Source organism: Pseudomonas sp. NPDC087346 (assembly GCF_044744235.1).
Classification (GTDB): Bacteria; Pseudomonadota; Gammaproteobacteria; order Pseudomonadales; family Pseudomonadaceae; genus Aquipseudomonas.
The window spans coordinates 274,201-294,209 of record NZ_JBIUXX010000001.1; the positions used below are offsets into that span (position 1 = coordinate 274,201).

Annotated in this window: 16 protein-coding genes; 5 read left to right on the top strand and 11 right to left on the bottom strand. The window is 55.9% G+C overall.

The genetic code is table 11. The annotated features are described in order from the left end of the window. Nucleotides 1-37 precede the first annotated feature (37 nt). Complete coding sequence (locus ACIOZM_RS01125) at nucleotides 38-853, bottom strand: helix-turn-helix domain-containing protein (protein ID WP_401208468.1); 816 nt, start codon at nucleotides 851-853, stop codon at nucleotides 38-40. 263 nt (nucleotides 854-1,116) lie between these two features. On the opposite strand from ACIOZM_RS01125, the gene ACIOZM_RS01130 reads away from it, so the two are divergent. Then, nucleotides 1,117-1,389 (top strand): DUF1652 domain-containing protein, encoded by a 273-nt coding sequence (locus tag ACIOZM_RS01130; protein ID WP_034154176.1) that lies wholly within the window; start codon nucleotides 1,117-1,119, stop codon nucleotides 1,387-1,389. A 58-nt stretch (nucleotides 1,390-1,447) separates the two neighbouring features. On the opposite strand, the gene ACIOZM_RS01135 is transcribed toward ACIOZM_RS01130, so the two are convergent. After that, nucleotides 1,448-3,922 carry a UvrD-helicase domain-containing protein gene (locus ACIOZM_RS01135; protein WP_401208470.1) on the bottom strand — a complete coding sequence of 825 codons (2,475 nt, stop codon included), beginning with the start codon at nucleotides 3,920-3,922 and terminating at the stop codon, nucleotides 1,448-1,450. A 278-nt stretch (nucleotides 3,923-4,200) separates the two neighbouring features. On the opposite strand from ACIOZM_RS01135, the gene ACIOZM_RS01140 reads away from it, so the two are divergent. Further along, entirely contained in the window at nucleotides 4,201-4,896 is a 696-nt protein-coding gene (locus ACIOZM_RS01140; RefSeq protein ID WP_401208472.1) for a pirin family protein, read from the top strand. A 69-nt stretch (nucleotides 4,897-4,965) separates the two neighbouring features. Here ACIOZM_RS01140 and pgm read toward each other — a convergent pair whose 3' ends face one another. From pgm to ACIOZM_RS01160, 4 genes are all read right to left on the bottom strand, one after another. Further along, nucleotides 4,966-6,612: a phosphoglucomutase (alpha-D-glucose-1,6-bisphosphate-dependent) gene (pgm, locus tag ACIOZM_RS01145; protein WP_401208475.1), complete on the bottom strand. Its 1,647-nt coding sequence runs from the start codon at nucleotides 6,610-6,612 to the stop codon at nucleotides 4,966-4,968. 106 nt (nucleotides 6,613-6,718) lie between these two features. Beyond that, nucleotides 6,719-8,119 (bottom strand): PLP-dependent aminotransferase family protein, encoded by a 1,401-nt coding sequence (locus ACIOZM_RS01150; RefSeq protein WP_401208478.1) that lies wholly within the window; start codon nucleotides 8,117-8,119, stop codon nucleotides 6,719-6,721. A gap of 48 nt (nucleotides 8,120-8,167) precedes the next feature. Next, nucleotides 8,168-9,634 carry a hypothetical protein gene (locus ACIOZM_RS01155; RefSeq protein ID WP_401208627.1) on the bottom strand — a complete coding sequence of 489 codons (1,467 nt, stop codon included), beginning with the start codon at nucleotides 9,632-9,634 and terminating at the stop codon, nucleotides 8,168-8,170. Nucleotides 9,635-10,182: 548 nt separating this feature from the next. Continuing rightward, nucleotides 10,183-11,205: a zinc-dependent alcohol dehydrogenase family protein gene (locus tag ACIOZM_RS01160; RefSeq protein ID WP_401208480.1), complete on the bottom strand. Its 1,023-nt coding sequence runs from the start codon at nucleotides 11,203-11,205 to the stop codon at nucleotides 10,183-10,185. Nucleotides 11,206-11,474: 269 nt separating this feature from the next. Here ACIOZM_RS01160 and ACIOZM_RS01165 point away from each other — a divergent pair, with 269 nt between their 5' ends. After that, nucleotides 11,475-12,389, top strand: coding sequence for a LysR family transcriptional regulator (locus ACIOZM_RS01165; RefSeq protein ID WP_401208482.1), 915 nt, complete (start codon nucleotides 11,475-11,477; stop codon nucleotides 12,387-12,389). Nucleotides 12,390-12,531: 142 nt separating this feature from the next. Here ACIOZM_RS01165 and ACIOZM_RS01170 read toward each other — a convergent pair whose 3' ends face one another. The 5 genes from ACIOZM_RS01170 to ACIOZM_RS01190 form a co-directional block, all read right to left on the bottom strand. Continuing rightward, nucleotides 12,532-14,358, bottom strand: a complete 1,827-nt coding sequence (locus tag ACIOZM_RS01170; RefSeq protein ID WP_401208485.1) for a hypothetical protein — start codon at nucleotides 14,356-14,358, stop codon at nucleotides 12,532-12,534. 10 nt (nucleotides 14,359-14,368) lie between these two features. Then, the gene (locus tag ACIOZM_RS01175; protein WP_401208488.1) at nucleotides 14,369-15,238 is read right to left on the bottom strand and encodes a GNAT family N-acetyltransferase; all 870 of its coding nucleotides are present in this window, start codon (nucleotides 15,236-15,238) and stop codon (nucleotides 14,369-14,371) included. A gap of 194 nt (nucleotides 15,239-15,432) precedes the next feature. Next, complete coding sequence (locus ACIOZM_RS01180; protein ID WP_401208491.1) at nucleotides 15,433-16,617, bottom strand: sugar transporter; 1,185 nt, start codon at nucleotides 16,615-16,617, stop codon at nucleotides 15,433-15,435. A 166-nt stretch (nucleotides 16,618-16,783) separates the two neighbouring features. After that, on the bottom strand, nucleotides 16,784-17,068 hold the full coding sequence (locus ACIOZM_RS01185; RefSeq protein ID WP_401208494.1) for a hypothetical protein: 285 nt from the start codon (nucleotides 17,066-17,068) through the stop codon (nucleotides 16,784-16,786). Between the two features lie 41 nt (nucleotides 17,069-17,109). Continuing rightward, nucleotides 17,110-17,457: a hypothetical protein gene (locus ACIOZM_RS01190; protein WP_401208495.1), complete on the bottom strand. Its 348-nt coding sequence runs from the start codon at nucleotides 17,455-17,457 to the stop codon at nucleotides 17,110-17,112. Between the two features lie 152 nt (nucleotides 17,458-17,609). Here ACIOZM_RS01190 and ACIOZM_RS01195 point away from each other — a divergent pair, with 152 nt between their 5' ends. Together ACIOZM_RS01195 and mexE are read left to right on the top strand one after the other, a co-directional pair. After that, nucleotides 17,610-18,536: an HTH-type transcriptional regulator ArgP gene (locus ACIOZM_RS01195; protein ID WP_401208498.1), complete on the top strand. Its 927-nt coding sequence runs from the start codon at nucleotides 17,610-17,612 to the stop codon at nucleotides 18,534-18,536. Nucleotides 18,537-18,755: 219 nt separating this feature from the next. Further along, complete coding sequence (gene mexE / locus ACIOZM_RS01200) at nucleotides 18,756-20,009, top strand: multidrug efflux RND transporter periplasmic adaptor subunit MexE (RefSeq protein WP_401208501.1); 1,254 nt, start codon at nucleotides 18,756-18,758, stop codon at nucleotides 20,007-20,009.

Genomic DNA, 20,009 nt, shown 5'->3' on the forward strand with positions numbered 1-20,009 from the left:
TGAAAACCTTCGATGGCGTCGATCCTAGTGCGTGGAGTCAGGAGAAGTCTTGCGCGCGTGCCCGCAAAGAAATTTGTTTCGCGTAAGCCTTCGGCGACTGGCCGGTGTGCTGGCGGAAACAGCTGTAAAACGCCGATAGCGAGTTGAATCCGGCAGCAAACGCCAGTTCATCGATGCGCAGTGGCGGCACGGCATTGTCGAGGGTTCTGAGCAAATGTTGCAGGCGCGCCTGATTGACGTAGCGATAGAAGCTCTGCCCCAGCACCTGATTCAACAGGTAGGAAATCTGATTGCGGCTGTACCCGCACTCCTTCGCCACCCGTTGCAGGTCGAGTTCGGGATCGAGATACGGTTGCTGTCGCTGGAAATACTGCTGCAAGTCCTCCGCCATGAAGCTCAACTGACGCGGCGACAATCCCAGCCGACTGACCGCTGGACGCTGACTGGGGGCTGCCGCACCGCTGGTTTGCGCGCGAACCAGCGAGGCATACTCATTGACGCGCCAGATCTGCCCGTCCTTGACCGTGATCGCTTCGCTGGAACGGAACGACACCAGACCATCGCCGCCGCGCAAGGTCACTTCGTATTGAATGAAAGCAGTGTTGCCATCGATGCGGATGCGGTCGCAATGCTCTAGCGCTTCGTCGGATTCACGCGGCATGCTGACACGCACGTACTCGCGTAACTCGTTGAGGCCGAGTACGCGGTTCTGGAAGAAATCGTTGTACTGGATGTCCGGGTGATACAGCGCCATGACCCTGTCCAGATCCCGGTGTTTCCAACTCAGGTGGTAGCGCATGACCGTTTCAGCCGTGGCCCGGGTCTGTTCCGGGCCGTCGTCATCAGCGTGCATAGGTGGCTCGGCGAAAAAGAATCGAGCTTGCCGAAGTTCGCCACAGGCAGCAATGGTTAATCGATAGTGGCCTTTTAGCGATGAGGCACCGAACGTGACTTACATCAAAAAATCCGCAGCAATCGCCAAATGAACTGAAAAATCTCACGGAAAATTCACATCCGGATGCTACTTTTAATGTCAGTCACCGGTTGAGCCATTGAAGGCTCTTCCCACCTAACATGAGCAAAAGGAAGCGCTCGATGATGAAGGCGGGCAACACAATGAATAAAGGGTCAAGCAAAGTCACGTTCCCCAATGCTTGCCAGCTGATGCGCTGGCATTTTCATCCCATGGGTTTCGAGGCAACGATGGATGCGCCGGGCAGCATGATTGCCCGTCTGTTCGATCGCGCCAGCGGCGAGACCATGATCGCCATCGCCGGCATTCCTTGCGCCACCGTGATGAATGCGGCGGATGTCGAGCGAATTATCGAAGCCGTGGAAGATGAACTGGAGGCTTTCATACCTCCAGAATCTCTTAGAAGTTACGCATAACTTTTTGATTTATGTAAAAAAAGCCCGCTTATTGCGGGCTTTTTTGTGGGCGTCGTTTTTAGGCGCTTTGCTTGTCCGGGCGATGATCGACGAAAAATGGTTTGCCCTTGGCAACGCGCTCGGAAGCCCTTGGCATGTTCACTGCTTGATTGTCTTGCGGCTCGACGTACCAATAGCAATGGCTGACCGCCCGCGTGATCCCGACGTACGCCAGGCGCAGGATTTCGTCCTTTTGCGCGCTGTCATACGGCTCGCTGTCACCGGACTTGCCCAAACCGGCCATGCGATAGACCTGATTCTTGTACGGCGAACTGGTCAGGTGCTGACAGTCGCCGAGCAGAAACACCGCGTCGGCCTGCAAGCCCTTGGCACTGTGATAGGTCAGTTGCTTCATCCTTCTGGCTTCGTACGGCAAGCTCGAATCAACATTAACTACAGACTGAATATGCTGTTCAATCAATAGCTTATCGCTGCTTTTTCGATAAAGCATCAAGATTGAATCGCCGCGCCGGTAGTGCTCAGCCAAGCGCTGCCCCAGTGCTTGGTCATCACGCTCCAGCACGTTGACTGGTTGCAGGGCCTTGGGCTCGCCGCTGGCCTTGGCCTTCTTGCCGGGAATTGCCGGCGCAGCGCGGACAATGTGCTCGGCCGCATCGATGATGTGCTGATGGCTACGGTAATTGTCGCTGAGCATCACCCGAGTCGTACTTGGCGACGGGAATTCCTTGTTGAATTCCATGAAGTAGCTCGGCGAACTGCCGCGCCAGCCATAGATCGACTGCCAGTCATCGCCGACGCAAAGCAACGATGAGCGTTGCGCCCCGCGTCCGACGTGCATGGCCGGGCCACGACTGCGGATTTCCGCGAGACTGGCGCGAATCCAGGAGACGATTTGCGGCGATACGTCCTGAAATTCGTCGATCATCAGGTGTGACATTGGCCTTAGCAGCTCATCACTGAGTAGCTTCAGGTTCTCTGGCGAATGTTCGCTGAACAGCGCGAACATCCGGTTGTAGGTCATGATTGGGGGTTTTTGATCGAGCAGATGATCCTCAAGCGCTCGCCAGAACAGGCTTAGCGCTTCGAAGAAAAACCGGTCAGGGTCGTCCTTGGCAAAGCTCATGCGACCGACAGCGTCCGGCACATCCAGCCCCAGGTTCTCTATAAATCCGGCGGCAGCGACAAAACAATCAAGCAGTGGCGCGGATGACAGCTCGCCTTTGACCTTGTAATCGAAGCCCGGGCCAGCGCTGGCATCGCCGGCCAGAGTCGCCAAAACGCGCTTCGATGATTCGTAACTATCTATCCATATCAGTGGCTTACGACAGAAAGCTTGAAACAGGGTGCGCTTTACTGCCCATTCCGCACGCACTGTCAGTTTGGCGTTTGGTCGGCAGACTTGCGGGTTTTCCCTCGGATCGAAACCCAGGACCACCCATGCATCGAGACTCGGGATGTAGCCGTGGCAATGAAAAGTCGAGCCGTTGATCTCGAAGGTCTGGCGGTTGGGTTCGATGCCCTTGATCGGCCAGGCACCGGCGCGGAGCCACAGATCTTCAATGACATCGCACAACTCTTCGTCGCGTTTGGCTGCCAATTCAGTCACGGCCATGCGTTTTTGCACGTCCGGGTGATCACGTTCCAGCTCTTTGAGCTGCAAGGCATGACGGGACAACGGCTGGATCAATTGGCGAAAACGCTCATCTTCGCTGAACAAACCGTGATAGCAGGCGTTGAGTTGCTGGCGCTGGGCGTCGTTTATGCGCAGATCGAACGGATTGCTGTCGACTTCATCATCCGCGCCTTGTGCGCGATGGCTGAGGTTTTCGAACGCCTGCAAGCGCTCGAAGCCCGGCAGACTGCGGACCATCGGCAGAATGCGCGAGTGGAAAGTGCGAACCAGCTCACGGGCCTGCTTCTGGCTCAACGCTTTACCCCACAGGGCAAACAGTTCGATCAGTTTGTTGATGAAATCCTTGCGCGACTCACGGGTAAAGGTCACCACGGTCATCGAATCAAGTTCAAAGCCAAGATAATGCGTCAGCAGCAGGATACGCAGCACCAGCGTGGTGGATTTACCCGCTCCGGCGCCGGCAACCACCGACGTTGACGGGGTATCGCTGAAGATCATTTTCCATTGCGCGGCGCTAGGCTGGGCATGATCCGGCAGCAGGCGTGCGACGTCGGCTTTTATGCGTTTCTTCAGTTCGGCGCTGAGCGGCAGACGCCAGTCATCGAACAGGTGATTGTCGACACTCGGCGGGCGATGTTCGGTGTTGCGACTGTCACGAATCAGCAATACCTGCCTACCCTCTTCCAACCCTTCGAGTTTGCCTTCGTTATAGCCGTACTCGACGCCTGCCGTATGGCCACTGCGGAAACCATCGGCCTGACCATGCAACCACGAAGCACGGTGCTGGGCGCGCAGGCGGGTCAAGCCATGCCCGAAGAAACGAGCGGCCAGACGTTTGAACCATGGCATCTCGGCCAGAGGACGAAGATCGGGAGGAAGATCGGGGGTGTGTTGCGCCACGCTGACGGACTCCAGGGGGTGAGGCTGATGGGGCTATGGTGTCTTTATTTGCCTTTCAGTTCTAGCGAAATGCTTTCAGGTCATTGGTTTAGGTGATGAATTGAAAGTGGGTTGATAGTGTTCCGGGCCTTACTCATATCAATCGATTCGATGGGAATACGGCAATTTTTACGCTTTTTATCGATTATTAGCTGATGGATGATGCGGCCCATAAACCAACGGTCTCGCTTCGTGGCTCAGGCATCGCGCCCCATGACGAACCTTTTGAGGAGACGATCATGCTTGAACTCAGACCTTTCAATTCGCTTGGCGGCGCCCATCACGGCTGGTTGGATGCCCATCACCACTTTTCGTTCGCCGAGTACTACGATCCGCAGCGCATGAACTGGGGCAATCTGCGGGTATGGAACGACGACGTGATTGCCGCAGGGACGGGGTTTCCGCAGCACCCGCACCGCGACATGGAAATCATCACTTACGTGCGTGAAGGTGCGATTACTCACCAGGACAACCTCGGCAACAAGGGCCGCACCGAAGCAGGCGACGTTCAGGTAATGAGCGCAGGCACCGGCATCGCCCACAGCGAATACAACCTGGAAGCGACTGAAACCCGGATCTTTCAGATCTGGATTCTGCCGACAGAAACCGGCGCACCGCCATCGTGGGGCGCCAAGCCGTTTCCAAAAGGCCTGCGCGAAGGGTTCGTGACCCTCGCCAGCGGTAAGGAAGGCGATGACCAGAGCCTGCACATCCGCGCCGATGCCCGCTTGGTTGCAGCCAATCTGAAAGCCGGGGAAACGGCGGAATATCGTCTTGATGAAGGACGCCGGGCGTATCTGGTGCCGGCCACTGGCGTGATTGAAGTCAATGGCTTGCGTGCGCAAGCTCGAGACGGTGTGGCTGTTGCTCAAGAGCAAGTGCTGACCGTGACGGCGATTGAAGACAGCGAGATTGTGCTGGTGGATCTGGCTTGATCGGCTGAATCGCGGACAAAAAAAGGGGCGACCGTTATGGTCGCCCCTTTTTTAGCTACAGCCCCGCAATCACTTGGTGGAAATCGCGCCATCCACCAGCGTTTGTGCTTCAGCCACAAGTTGCTTTAGGTGATCATTACCAATGAAGCTCTCGGCGTAGATTTTGTAGATGTCTTCGGTGCCAGACGGGCGTGCAGCGAACCAGCCGTTTTCGGTCATCACTTTCAAGCCGCCAATTGCCTGATCGTTACCCGGTGCATGGCTGAGAATGCTCTGGATTTTCTCGCCTGCCAGCTCGGTCGACTTGACCTGATCCGGCGACAGCTTGCTCAGCAGTGACTTTTGCTCAGGGTTGGCCTTGGCATCGACACGAACCGAAAACGGCTCACCCAGTTCATCGGTCAGCGCGCGATAAGCCTGGCTTGGGTCGCGCCCGGTACGAGCGGTCATTTCTGCGGCCAACAGGGCCGGAATCAGACCGTCCTTGTCAGTGCTCCAGACGCCGCCATCCTTGCGCAGGAACGACGCACCTGCGCTCTCCTCCCCGCCAAAACCGAGCGAGCCGTCGAACAGGCCATCTGCAAACCACTTGAAGCCAACCGGCACTTCGTACAGGCGACGATCCAGACGCTTGGCAACGCGATCGATCAGACCGCTGCTGACCACGGTCTTACCGACACCAGCATCGGCGCGCCATTGCGGGCGGTTCTGGAACAGGTAATCGATAGACACTGCCAGATAGCTGTTCGGAGCCAACAGACCGCCAGACGGCGTAACGATACCGTGGCGGTCGTGATCCGGATCGCAGGCAAACGCCACATCGAAGCGTTCCTTGAGACCGATCAAACCTTGCATGGCGTGGCTGGACGATGGGTCCATGCGGATCTGACCATCCCAATCAACGGTCATGAAACGGAATGTGGAATCGACCTGTTTATTGACCACTTCCAGGTCCAGACGGTAATGCTCGGCGATGGCCGACCAGTAACGCACGCCCGCGCCGCCCAGTGGATCGACACCCAGATGCAGCTTGGCATCACGAATGGCGTCGAAATCAATCACGTTGATCAGGTCGGCGACATAGGTATTTAGATAGTCGTGGCGGTGAGTGGTGCTGGCCTTGAGTGCCTGCTCGTAGCTGATGCGTTTAACACCGGCCAGCTTGTTGAGCAGCAGCTCGTTGGCCTTGGCTTCGATCCACTTGGTGATGTGGGTATCGGCCGGACCGCCATTGGTAGGGTTGTACTTGTAACCGCCGCTTTGTGGCGGGTTGTGCGACGGCGTAATGACGATGCCGTCAGCCAGACCCGAAGTGCGACCACGGTTGTAGCAGAGAATCGCATGGGAAATCGCCGGGGTCGGCGTGTATTCGTCGCCTGCGGCGATCATCACGGTCACGCCATTGGCTGCCAGCACTTCCAGAGCGCTGGCGCCGGCCGGGGTCGACAAAGCATGCGTGTCGATGCCGACGAACAAAGGACCGGTAATGCCTTGGGCTTCGCGATAAAGGCAGATCGCCTGGCTGATCGCCAGAACGTGCCATTCATTGAAACTCAGGTCGAAAGAGCTGCCCCGGTGCCCGGATGTGCCGAACGCCACACGCTGGGTAGAGATCGAAGCGTCAGGCTGGCCGGTGTAATAGGCCGTCACCAGTCGCGGGATATCGACCAACAGTTCTGCCGGTGCCGGTTTGCCCGCAAAAGGACTGAGTGTCATGCAAAACCTCTGAAATAGAGTGGTTCAGGAAATACAGCGCAGTTTACTGACAGTTCGACCGCAGCGCGACGGGATCTATCCAACAGTGGCCGGATGTTATCAATTGTCAATCCACTGGCGCGAGACGCAAGGCGTCGCCAAGCAGACCGATGGCCCCCGCCAGATCGTGTTCACCGTGCCCCAGCAGATTCAGACGCAAGTGACGATTGTGCAAACCTTGCAGGCTGAACAGCTCACCCGGGGCGATCACCACCTGATGTTTGAGCATGCGTTGAAACACATCGCGCATGTCAACCGGGCGCAACGCCTGTACCCAGACGGTCGCCCCGCCCTGTGGCTCGACCACATGTAGCGCATCGCCCAAGCGCTCACGCAGCAAATGGATCATCGGCGTGCGCCGCTCTTTGAGCAGGCGTCGAAGCACTTGCAGATGCTGGTCTATTCGACCGTTGCCATACAGGCGCGCTATGGCTTTCTGCCGAATCGGAGAAAGGCGAAACGATCGCAGCAGAAAATACCTTTGCAACTCGCCCTTCCATTGACGCGACAGTACATAGCCGTAAGGAGCTTCAATGCCAATGAATTTCTCGAAGCTTGAGAAGATCAGCAGGCGCCCGGGATTCAGCAAGTCACGCAAACGCGTGCCATCGGCTACATCGGCAAGCTCGCTGTAGCAGTCGTTTTCCAGCACCCAGGTGCCATGCTCGTCGAGCAATCGTGCGATGGCATGCCGGTTATCTGCAGGTGCCTGAGTGCCGCGCGGCATGCTCAACCCGGAGGACAGCAGCATAAGGCGCACATTTTCGGTGCTGAGGAGCGCTGCCAGCCGTTGCGGCTCCAGCCCACCGCAAGCTTGTAATGGCAGCTCGATAACGCGCACTTCGGCAGCCTGCAACAAGCGCAATATCACCCAGTCACACGGCGACTCGACCAGAATGGTCGCATGCTTGAGTTCGAGCACAGCGATCAGTATTTCCAGCACCCCACGCAAATCGGCGCCGACATAAACATCCTCTGCATGCCAGTAATGCGTTGGGGACGTGGTGTAACGCGCCGCCAGCGCCGTACGCAATTCCGCCTCGCCGCACGGTTGATCGAGCAATTGCGGTTGCCGGGGGTATTGGCGCAGTAACTCACGCTCAAGCAAAAGCAACGGACGATCCAGCGATTGCACTGAAACCGGATCTTCGGCACTGAGCACTTGCATCCCCGGATGCCTTGCGTTGACGTAGACCGTTTCGAGCAAGTCGCTACCGTTGCCGGTAAGCACCAGGCCTGACGCTGGCCGAGCGTAATACCCGGACTTGGCCACGGAATAGATGCGCCCTTCCTTCTCCAGCAGTGCATAAGCGTACTGAATGGTCGAAATCGACACGTTCAGCCGGTTTGCCAACTGGCGCAGCGAAGGCAGTCGGGTGTGGCCGCTATCGCTGGAATCAACCATCAGTTGCATCAGGTAGCGGTAAACAGCCTGATATGCGAAGCCGGTTTCCCGTGCTGCCTTCATGCGGCGGAGCTCAGAGACACCGCCGCAGGGAAAGTCAGACCTCTCACGTCAACCTTCCGCTGACCGGTCACCCGGGGCCGCGTCGTGTCCGACGTGATCGAGCGCGATTTCAGATGTTGGTAACGACGCTTCGCCGACTTGCAGCGGGCTCATTGCATAGAGATGGCCAACCAGTCTGACGGGTAATCCGCTGACATCGGTCATCCATTGCATCACCTGCTCCGGGGCGTGCAGCCCTTGCATGGCGCGATGCAGATCCGGCATTGCCACCAGCATGCCGGGATGACAGGTACGCAGGAAGCGCTCCAGACCGGCGCCGTGCTCGATAAAAGGCGCGAACAACAAACACACCAGTTGCGCCTCGCTCAGACCGAAAGTCTTGTGCAGCGAAGTCGTTGCCTGCTGACGGAGGTCGTCAAGGTCTGACAGATGACCGAGTCTTGAGATCAACTGTTCGCAGACTGGCTCCGGCACCTGCGTGCGGCGCATGATCTCCAGGCCTTTATGGACATGCTCCGTAAAACCCTCGTTATACGATCGGCCTTCGATGTACTCGGCTTCCAGGCCTCGAAAATGAGCCTCAACCAAAGGATCAGCGTGCTCACCTTCGCTCTGATGCAGCGCCCATTGCACTGCCTGAAACCCAAGAAACTCACTGAGTAGCGGCCAACGATCTTCAAGCTTGCCAACCACCATGTCGTGGATGTCGAGATACGTAGCTCGGCGACAGGATTCGAACTCGCCCTCGGGGCACCAGCCAATGCGTTCGGCCTCCGTGTAAAAACCCCGGTAAAGGTCCCCTCCCAACCCGTCGAGTACAGCAAACAGCCCTTCACATCCCGACATGCCTGACGGCAACACCCCGATTCCGGCTTTGCGCACGGCACGGCCGAGGGTGTCCATGAATTGCATTTGACGTCGCGGCGGCTCGCTGGAAACCAGTGCATCGACCCCGTTGTTCCAGCGCGCGACCTGCCCATAGAACTCGGCCGTCGCCAGACAGGTGTCGTCCCACAGTTCAAGTGCCTCATCCCGGTTACGACGATGGCCCATCATCAGCAGGTTTCTGCGATTGGCATCCGCGCCATCATCACTGAGCGCAGCCAGATGATTGAAGGGCCGCACTTCACGATGATCCACCATCAGCAACTCGACGCGTGGATCGTCATACAGGAACAGCGCGCTGAAACTGCGATGCATGTTGTCCAGTGCTACTTCTCCCGTTCCGTTCCAGCGCAACGTGGCGACGCGCAATTGAAAAGTGGCCGGAGCGCGACCGGCAAGACTCAGCTGCGCGGCACGCATCAATGCCAGTGCATAGGAGCTATCGCGCTCTCCCGTCGGCGTCACCAGCACCTTGTACTCACCGATGCGCTCGAAGCCACCTGCTGCAACCACCAGCCGTTGAATCAACAACTGCAAGGCCGTGCGTTCGGCTCGAGAAAAGAAACTCAGCAGGCGTTGCAATACTTGCTGATAGACATGGTTCATTGCCTGATCGTGGATCGTGCTCATCAGTACTTTACCCGGCGTAAAAAATTCCATACCGCGCACCGAAAGAGTCTGGCACGCAATAAATCATCAATAAGTAATAGACGCTTGAATACTAACACTTACGTTTTTGTAGTTATTTGAAACACTTGAGCACCCCACATACTGCGCCTATTCGAAAAATCTCCATAAGACACTGTATTTAAAGTGTTTTTTTGAATATAAAAACAGCCTAGGAAACGTCTTACATCGTCCTTCGGATATTGAGTACAAGAAAAACAGAATGGGAGTAGGCAACGCCCTACAGCTATTAAACAGAAATTGACATGTCGCCAGCTGTTAACAACTTTAAACGTGCCGAGATAAATAGAATGCACAGCCATGGCTCATTCCTTGAGATGAAAGTAATCATTCAATTATCAGGGCTTATATGGCGAATAGAAGATACAGATCAGGAGCAAAAACCGGTTCAGATGTTGAAGCGTCGCAGCATTGAGCGCGGGCGTATTCTGGTTTTCAGGGGGGGATGCAACACAAGAGTCCGTGGGGCCACGGACTCTGAGAGGGGGAAATTACGCAGGTTCGACCTGAAGGGCGACCCGTTCGCGGCATGGGCATTCGTCCATGTAGCGATGTGCTTCGACAAACTCGTTGAACGGGAACACCCGAGTCTTGAGTGGCAACAGCACACGGTCGGCGGTCAACTGGTTGATGTCACGCAGGGCACGTTGAACCGCGACATGATCCTGGGTGATGCCCAACTCCGGCTTGCCGGTGAAGTTGCCGATGCAGTGTACAAAGAACTGGATGTTCTTCTGGAAAGCGGCGCAGGCCGGGAACGGCGTCTGATTACCCCCTTGCAGGCCGTACAACACGAGGCTGCCGCGTGGCGCAAGCACATCGCCAAGCAGCGACATCTGCGGGCCACCGAGACCATCGAAAACCACATCGACACCACGGTTGTCAGTGATCTTGTTGATCCGCATCAACAGGTCTTCTTCTTCGGTAACGATGACCTTTTCGGCGCCGAGAGACAGCAGATACTCACGCTCTTCTTCGGTTTTGGTCGCCGCAATCACCCGGATGCCCAAGGCTTTGCCCAATTGAACAAAGGACGGCCCGGCGCAATGACTGGCGTCAGTCACCAGCGCAAACTGACCGGGTTTGACCCGTGCCAGATCGGCGTAGGCAAAATAAGCGATCAACAGCGGCGTGTAATGCACGCTGGCTTCGATTGGGCTGAGCACATCGGGGTAACGGGTCAGCGCGGTGCGTGGCAGCACGATCTGCTCACCGTACACCGGGTAGTCGTTCGGGCTTTCGGCCGGGAAACTGGCAACCTTGTCGCCGACCGACAGGTCATCGACGCCATCACCGACCGCCGTCACCACGCCAGCCATTTCATGGCCAAGACCGGAAGGCAGGCGTGCCTGGGACGAGGCCAGATTCTGCCGCCAGAGAATGTCGTACCAGCTGATGCCGATCGCTTCGACACGCACCTGCACTTCGCCAGGACCTGGCTGAGCAGCCGCATGCTCTTCGCATTTGAGCACCTCGGCTGGACCAAACTTGTGAAAACGGATCGTGCGGGACATCGCAAACCTCGTCAAAGTAACCTCTAATGCCCTGAACTCTATCTGGGCTTTTAACCCAAGACTATCAGTGGCTATTAATAGTCGACATGCCTGTCATTGATTCCGCAGTATGGGCGGCATTGGCAAAATCCATGAAAAACTGCTGCCATCGTTTCAGTAAAGCTGAATTTTCCGGTGCAGAGTACCAGCCTTTCCCCGTAAGATTCATGCCGGCCATTGTTCTCATATGGCCGCCCTCGTCAAGCTTGATGACTCTGCCAGGACTCCAGATGAATCGTAATGACCTGCGTCGTGTCGACCTGAACCTGTTGATCGTATTCGAAACATTGATGCACGAACGCAGTGTGACCCGGGCAGCGGAGAAGCTGTTCCTCGGTCAGCCTGCGATCAGTGCGGCGCTTTCGCGCCTGCGCAGCCTGTTCGATGACCCCCTGTTTGTGCGTACCGGGCGCAGCATGGAACCGTCCGCCCGTGCGGTGGAAATCTTCGCCCTGCTCTCCCCGGCTCTCGACTCCATCTCCACTGCTGTGAGCCGTGCGTCGGAGTTCGACCCGGCCACCAGCACCTCGGTGTTCCGCATCGGTTTGTCGGATGACGTCGAATTCGCCCTGCTGCCCATGCTGCTCAAACGCCTGCGTGCCGAATCCCCCGGGATTGTATTGGTGGTGCGTCGCGTCAATTACATCCTGATGCCGAGCCTGCTGGCCTCCGGCGAAATCTCGATTGGCGTCAGCTACACCACCGACCTGCCGGCCAACGCCAAACGCAAAGTACTGCGCCGCAGCCAGCCAAAACTGCTGCGCGCCGACACCGTGCCCGGCCCGTTGAGCCTGGACGACTACTGCGCCCGCCCGCATGCGCTGGTGTCGTTTGCTGGCGACCTCAGTGGCTTTATTGATGAAGAACTAGAGAAACTCGGGCGCAAGCGGCACGTGGTACTGGCGGTGCCGCAATTCAACGGGTTGAGTACGTTGCTGGCGGGGACCGATATTGTTGCGACCGTGCCGGATTACACGGCTGATGCGCTGACGGCTGCGGGTGGGGTTCGGGCGGAAGATCCGCCATTGCCGACGCGTACGTTTGAGTTGCACATGGCTTGGCGTGGGTCGCAGGATAATGATCCGGGGGAGCGTTGGTTGAGGTCGCGGATTCAGATGTTTTTTGGTGATCCGGATAGCCTTTGAAACAAGGCTCGAGATTCTGTGGTTCGGTTCCGGGTAGCTGCGGCTTGATGCGCGGAGCTATCCGTTTGATCATCGCAGGCAACCCCTTGTCCCATTGAATGAACGTTTGAGCGCCATTCAGAATGGTACAGGCCAGCAGGCCTCACTTTGGTAGCTCATCTTTCAGTAGAAATTGATACAGGTAGGAAATATCCCTATTCCGCGAGACCAGGTAGTTCTCTTGCATACGACGGCGTATCACATGATCCTTACCTAGTGCGGCCCTTTGGTCAGCGTCACTCAGTACTTTAATGTAACTATCCACGCTGGACCTCATCCCGACAACTCTCGCCACACCGTATACAAGATCACCTCCGACGGCCTGCTTACTGGCACTTTCTTGCAGTATCAGTAGCCGCCAAGGTGTTTCACTGGAAAATCCCTGGATAAACTTGTCGATATAACCTGCCTTGTCTAAAGTTGTGCAGTTTGTCACATCCATCGTGGTGACAGCAGCCTTGCCTATACCCGGAAATTTATCATTTGATGTTCCAATAGCGTTTCCTGGATTAGGCGCAGGGTTAATATGGGAAAACCCTACGGCTGAAGTGTGCGCAATTTCAAAGTAACGGTACGTATAAGTTGCCACGCCAAGCTCTTTCTGTTGGACGCCGCCACCACATTCAATCAAGGCGCCCTTCAAGTATGTCGGAATTGCAGCGTGTGTAAAGTTGATAGCTGCCATTCCTGAGATAAAAGAAACTTTTTTTATGATGAACGCCGAATCTTTTTCTGTGCGGCTTGGCAGTTCATCCTCGGAATCGGAGCCCAATCCGCCATACTCACTTTCGAGAGTTGCTTCAGCCTCAGTGAATTTCTTTTCTTTCGCAATGATAAACGGGAGTTCCACGCAAATATGCGTGGCTTTATCCACGCCAGCAGGTTTGTCTCCTGTTTTCTCTTTCTTACCCTTCTGTTGACTGCTGATGGGTGCCGTGACGACGTTATACATTCCAGGTGCCGCCGGCGCCGCTTTGCGTCGACCAGGCAACTTGGCAAAAAGTTGCGAAAGATCACTTGTTACTACGGTGTCAAATTTTTCGTCAGGACATTCCATCAACTCAAAAACCAGCGCGTCAATTATTTCCAAGCCGTCCTTGTCGCCCACTTTACTCAGCAGATCATCGGTCGCATATTTACAAATCTTTGGATACAAGGAATCGAGTTCCTTCAATGCGTATTTAACGTCTGCTACTCGATCGAGCGGGAGTAGTCCAGGGTCCAACCGCATCCCGTTCCCTAGATCCGACATCGTCGGAAAGGCCGAGCCAAACCCTTCTCTGGCAACCACTTCAAACCGTTCAGGGTGCTGCACCAATCGTTTGTTCAGGCGCACCATAAATATGGCCTGCAATAGCCTGAACAGCCCGTTTGGCGGTGATTTATGAGAGTAGACGCAGATGAGAGGATACGGAAGTATAATCACGCCTCCGCAGAAATCACGATACTCTTCCTGCGTCATGGTTTTGGTCTTTAAATGGCCCCCTTCAAAAACAGCCTCCTTTACAAATTTACGCTTATGCAATATGAGAAAATCAGCCAACCGAATATTCTCATGAAAGACCGAAGTAAAAGTTCCCAGTTTTTGATACACATCACCGGTAAACTTCTCCCGACCACCGGCACTGAGTTCACTGCTCTCTTTTTCAGCCCCTGGAAAAATAACTGGCTGGCCGGAGCGTGGATAGTTTCTTTTCAAACTCGATTGATAAAGCCCTCCCGCTGAGTAGGTCTGATACTTCACCATTGAAGCATCAACTGCCTTGCTCATGAGCAGGCTCAGATCAGCCGCTTTAAAAATCAGACAACATTTAGTCTTCTTAGGGCATGTCGTAATAGTACCAAGCTCTACGATGCAAGAGTCCTGGTTGTGTTTGTCCGCTTCGCGCATGGCGGCATCGACTATCTCTTTCGTCCCCATCAGCGCCATCACTTGCTCCTTAGTTTAGTGCACCCATTAGTTCAAAATAATGCATGTCTCCAGCATGACAGCTTGCCTTTCGAAATCCGGCACTTATCAGCGTACGCATGGATAAACAGTTTAGGAAATGCACCTTTGCGGTGATCTTATTTTTTCGCCATGTAGCAGAGTCTGCCAAGGCAATAGCAAGAGCAGCTTTGGCAGCACCTCTACCCCATTTGTCTCTTCGAATCCAATACGACATCTGTGTCTGTTCACCCAAGCCACTAAAAGCTATTTCGCCAAAAAACTCGTGTTGTGTGGACATGATGGCAAATCGAAAATTGCTTGAAGATACAGCGTCTGCTTCAATTTGCTCACGGAGAGCATTGAGACTCAGCCCTGCCTCCCTACCGAGAAGGCGCCGAACATCTGGATGAACAATGAGCCGATGGTAATCAATGGCGTGAGCACCACGCAGTTGCGTCACATAAATGTCGGCCTTGCTAGCCGATGCAGTCTTGATCGGGCGTTTATTACTGGCGCAATACCGTGAAACGATGTCATTCACCATCGATTGTTCCCACACATCTGGCCGTGTCAGCGCAAACACTTTGTCCATGCTTCCATCCCAGCCCAATAAATGTTCTTGGATAGAGGGATAAAGCGAGAAGTGTGGCCCTACTAGAAAACAAAGCCGGATGAATGAACGGACATCTCTCTCGGCCTTGATATCCAGGGTATCTAAACACTCCAGGGACAAAACAATTCGCTCAGATATCTCCGAGTCAGACAATCCAAGGAGAATGTCAGGTGACTCTACCTGTAAAGAGGCAATGGTCGTCTTCGCGAATGCGAGAAATTGTAAACGCCTGAGTATCTGCAACTGTTCACGGCGTATTGCGAGCATGACCGGACCTTTTAGAGGGCATTCCATTGCCGCCCCTTGATCGGGCTGCTCGTTGAAGATAGTACACAGGATCAAATCACGACACTGTAAGCGCATTTTCTTGTGCACAAGGCGCGCGTCGATAAACGACCTCTACCGCTTCCTCATACCCCAAGTACAGACTTCACACCCCAGGCTTGACTGCACTAAGGAACTCAAGTGTTCGGGCTGGTCTGGCTCTGTCGATAAATCGAAAGGCAATAACATCCCAACGCCATCGCCGCCAACACCCCGCCAACCACGCCAGTAAACGCAAAGCCGAACTGGCCGCCCACCCAACTCCCCAGCAGCGCCCCGCCGCCAATACCGATGTTATAGATCCCGGAAAACAGCGCCATCGCCACATCGGTCGCGTCCGGAGCCAGCACCAGGACCCGGGACTGCAACGCCAGGCCGAATCCCATGATTGCCATCCCCCAGAACAGACTCAACGCGCCGAGGTACGAGACCTTGCCGCTCAACGGCAACATCAGCGCCAGGCACAGGGCGAGCAACGACACGCACACGATCAGAAAGCGTTGCGGGCTATAGCGGTGCAGCCAGCTGAACAGCAGCGAACCAAAAATACCCGCTCCGCCGAATAACAACAGGATCAGGGTCACCACATCACCGCTCATGCCCGCGACTTCCTGGACGAAGGGCTCGATGTAGCTGTAGGCGGTGAAATGCGCCGTCACGACGACGGCGGTGAGGATATACAGCGCGACCAGCGCAGGTCGCTTCAATAACACCGGCAGACTTCTGAGCGAGCCCGAGTTCTGGCTGGGTAACAACGGCAGAACTTTTGCCAGACAGAACACCAGCGCCGTGGCCATCACCGCGATGACAATGAACGTGGTGCGCCAGCCCATGGCCTCGCCCAATAGCCGGCCAAGGGGAATGCCCAGCACCATCGCCAGCGACGTACCGGTTGCCAGCAAACCCAAGGCCTGAACTTGCTTGCCCGGTGGCGCCAGGCGCACGGCCAGCGAGGCGGTGATCGACCAGAACAACGCATGCGCCAACGCCACACCGATCCGGCTCACCAGCAGCAGACCGAAACTGTTCGCCAGACTCGACAGGATGTGGCTGACGATGAACATGCCGAACAGCACGATCAACAACTTGCGCCGCTCGACGTTACGCGTCATCAGCATGACCGGCAGCGACGTCAGGGACACCACCCACGCATAGATGGTCAACATCAAACCGACCTGCGCCGTCGACATGTCGAAGCTGCTGCCGATCGAACTCAGCAGACCGACAGGCACAAACTCGGTGGTGTTGAACACAAACGCAGCCAGGGCCAGCGCAATGACCGGGTACCAACTGCCATTGGTTGTAGCCGTAGGATTGCTCATTTAAAAGTCGTATTACTCAGTCGTCGGTTTTTTGTACATCCATTGCCAAAAGTCTTCAGACGACCGTTGGCTCGATGGCGACTTTACTATAAAGAAATGGTGACCTGTCCAGCAGGATCACGGCGTCAGGCGCGCATTAAGTGCCGAGTGATTCAATCCGCGATACTCATTGACCAGCGTAGCCTTTCAGGCGCATGCAATCGTTCGTCAGATCGATCTGTTTTTCCGCAATGACGATGCCATCCCCCACTGCGCTTCCCATGCCGTGGGTCTTGTCGTCTGCCGCCGGTGTCGAGTGGTAACTGGCGGTGGCCGCTTTGGCCTGATATTGGCATTGCGCTTGATCGTGCTGGGTCTCAGAGGCACTTGCGCCTGACTTTGACCAGTCATGAACAGAGGTTACACAGGCGCTCAACAGCGTCGCGAGTACCGCAATAATTAATAACTTCATGGTTTGCACCGCCGATAAATTAAGGGACGTCATGTTGCAGATCACTTGCAACCGAACGTCACGTTGACCACTTCTTTCGCCGAATCCAGCGGCAAGCGTGATTGCACATCAAATACATCGACTTGTTTACCAAGCGATGCGCACTTCTTGTTCGCATTGTTCAGGGCCAACTGCCGTGCCCCCTCATGCGTGTGTCTCGACAGCAATGAGTCTGCCGACGCCTGATATTCGTAGGGTCCCAGCTTCAAGTCGTGGGATTGCCAGGCATAGTTGCAGACCAATGCGACAGCGCTCACGGCAATAATCATGTTGAGTTTCATGGCAAGTATCGGACGCTGGATATTTGATTCTTCATAACGCTCACCCTGCGGGTTCAATAACGCAGTCATCCAGAATTTCGATGACGCCGGAGCGGCGCATTGCACGGGTTGAAGCCGCTCAATGTCGCCGTCAGACAATGATTGAGCAGTTCACTTTGGAGATGAAGAAAAACGAAGTATCTTTCAGTAACGATTAGAAATACTTAACGAGCGTGACGACCATGCAACTCGATGCAAAGCAGATGCAAGCCTTCCTGGCCGTGGTCGACAGCGGCAGTTTCGAGAAAGCCGCAGAACGTCTCAACGTCACGCCGTCAGCGGTTTCGCAACGGATACACGCGCTGGAAGTTCGTCTGGGCAGTTCAGTGGTCGTGCGCGGCAGGCCATGCGAACCGACGCAAGCGGGAAGAAAATTGATGCTCTATCTGCGCCGTGCGACGGTACTCGAAGAAGAACTGCTCAACGATCTGACCGGCGATGAACAGGATCACCTGCGCGTGGTCATTGCGGTCAATGGCGACACGCTGGCGACGTGGTTCTTTCCGGCACTGGCCGAGATATTCGTCAGTGAGAAGATTCTGCTCGACGTAGTGGTCGACGATCAGGATCACACCTACGCACTGCTGGAAAGTGGCCAGGTGATCGGCTGTATCGGCACGCGTTCACAGCCAATGCGTGGATGCTTTGCAGAGTTGCTGGGCTCGATGCGTTATCAACTGGTGGCATCGCCAGACTTTCAGCAACGCTGGTTTGCCAAAGGACTGAATCGCTCCGCTGCGCGCAAGGCACCGGTATTTGCCTATTCTCGCAAGGACACATTGCAGTCTGATTTCATGCAATCACGCTTTGGCCTGCACGCAGACGCCTATCCCACTCACTACTTGGCACTTCCAGAGGCGCGCCTGAAAGCCATCCGTCGTGGCCTCGGTTACGGCATGGTGCCGTATATGCAGGTCAGCGATTTGCTGAACAGTCGGGATCTGGTGGATGTGGCCCCAGGACACTTCACCGATATCGAGCTTTATTGGCATGCCTGGGAACTGCAGTCGCCACGCATGGAGGCGCTTTCCGAGCGCGCGGTCCATGCCGCGCGGCGTATCCTGAGCAGCAAGGGCCCGGTAAAGCGCTCCACCATGCCGAAGAAATAGAGCAGCGGCAAAGTGCTCCAGAGTCTGACCTTTGCACGCACCGCAACACAGATTTGTCATCAATGAGATTGATAGCACCCTAACGAAAGGTGCATGCTAGAGGGCTTGCTCGGGGCTTATATCATTCCGAATGATAGTTACCTTTGCCTCATTCGATTCGTGCCATCACACCTCGCCGAGCATCATCCGCCCATCTTCAATACATTGGCGGATGCATCCATGGAACAGTCACTCAAACATTTGCGCTTCCCGTTGGCCTTGTTGGCCGTACTGGTGATGAGCGCTTGCGGCAAGACTCCGGAGACTGCCGCCACCATGCCCGCTGCCAAAGTCAGCGTGGCCAAGGTGCTGGAACAACCGGTCAACGAGTGGGACGAATTCACCGGGCGCCTCGAAGCGCCGGAAACCGTTGAAATCCGTCCACGGGTCTCCGGCCAGATCGACGATGTCGCCTTCACCGAAGGTGCTCTGGTCAAGAAAGGCGACCTGCTGTTCCAGATCGATCCACGCCCATTCCAGGCCGAGGTGCGCCGCCTCGAAGCCCTGGTCGCTCAATCCCGAGCCAACGCAACCCGCAGTGAAAATGAAGCCGGACGCGGTGAACGCCTGCGTGCCAGCAACGCCATCTCCGCTGAACTGGCCGACTCGCGCACCAGCGCCGCACAAGAAGCCCGCGCCGCTGTTGGCGCACTGCAAGCGCAACTGGATCTGGCCAAGCTCAACCTGAGCTTCACCCGCGTTACCTCGCCGATCAGTGGCCGCGTCAGCCGTGCCGAGATCACCGCCGGTAACCTGGTGACCGCCGACACCACCCCCCTGACCAGCGTGGTTTCCACCGACAAGGTCTACGCCTACTTCGACGCCGACGAGCGTGTATTCCTCAAATACACCCAACTCGCCCGTCAGGGTCAGCGCGGTGCGACCACTCCGGTGTACATGGGCCTGTCCAACGAAGACGGCAACCCGCACCTCGGCCAGATGAACTTCGTCGACAACCAGGTCAACCCGAAAACCGGCACCATCCGTGGTCGCGCGGTGTTCGACAACAGCGATGGCACCTACACCCCGGGTCTGTATGCACGACTGAAACTGGTCGGCAGCGGCACTTACAACGCCATGTTGATCAATGACGAAGCGGTCGGCACTGACCTCGGCAAGAAGTTCGTGCTGGTGATGGATGCCGACAACAAGACTGCGTACCGCTCTGTCGAGCTGGGTCCGAAGATCGAAGGTCTGCGCATCGTGCGCACCGGCCTGAACAAGGACGACACGATCATCGTCAAGGGTCTGCAACGGGTACGTCCGGGTTCGCCGGTAACACCTGAAGTGATCCCGATGGCCAGCGAGCAAACCATTGCCGCTCTGGCTCAACAACGACAAGCGCTGGAAGCCAGCAACCTGCCCAAAGTCGCACCTGCCAAAGGCGCGTCGGGATCGGTTGTGAAGCTGGCTGCTACGACCCCACGCGGTTAA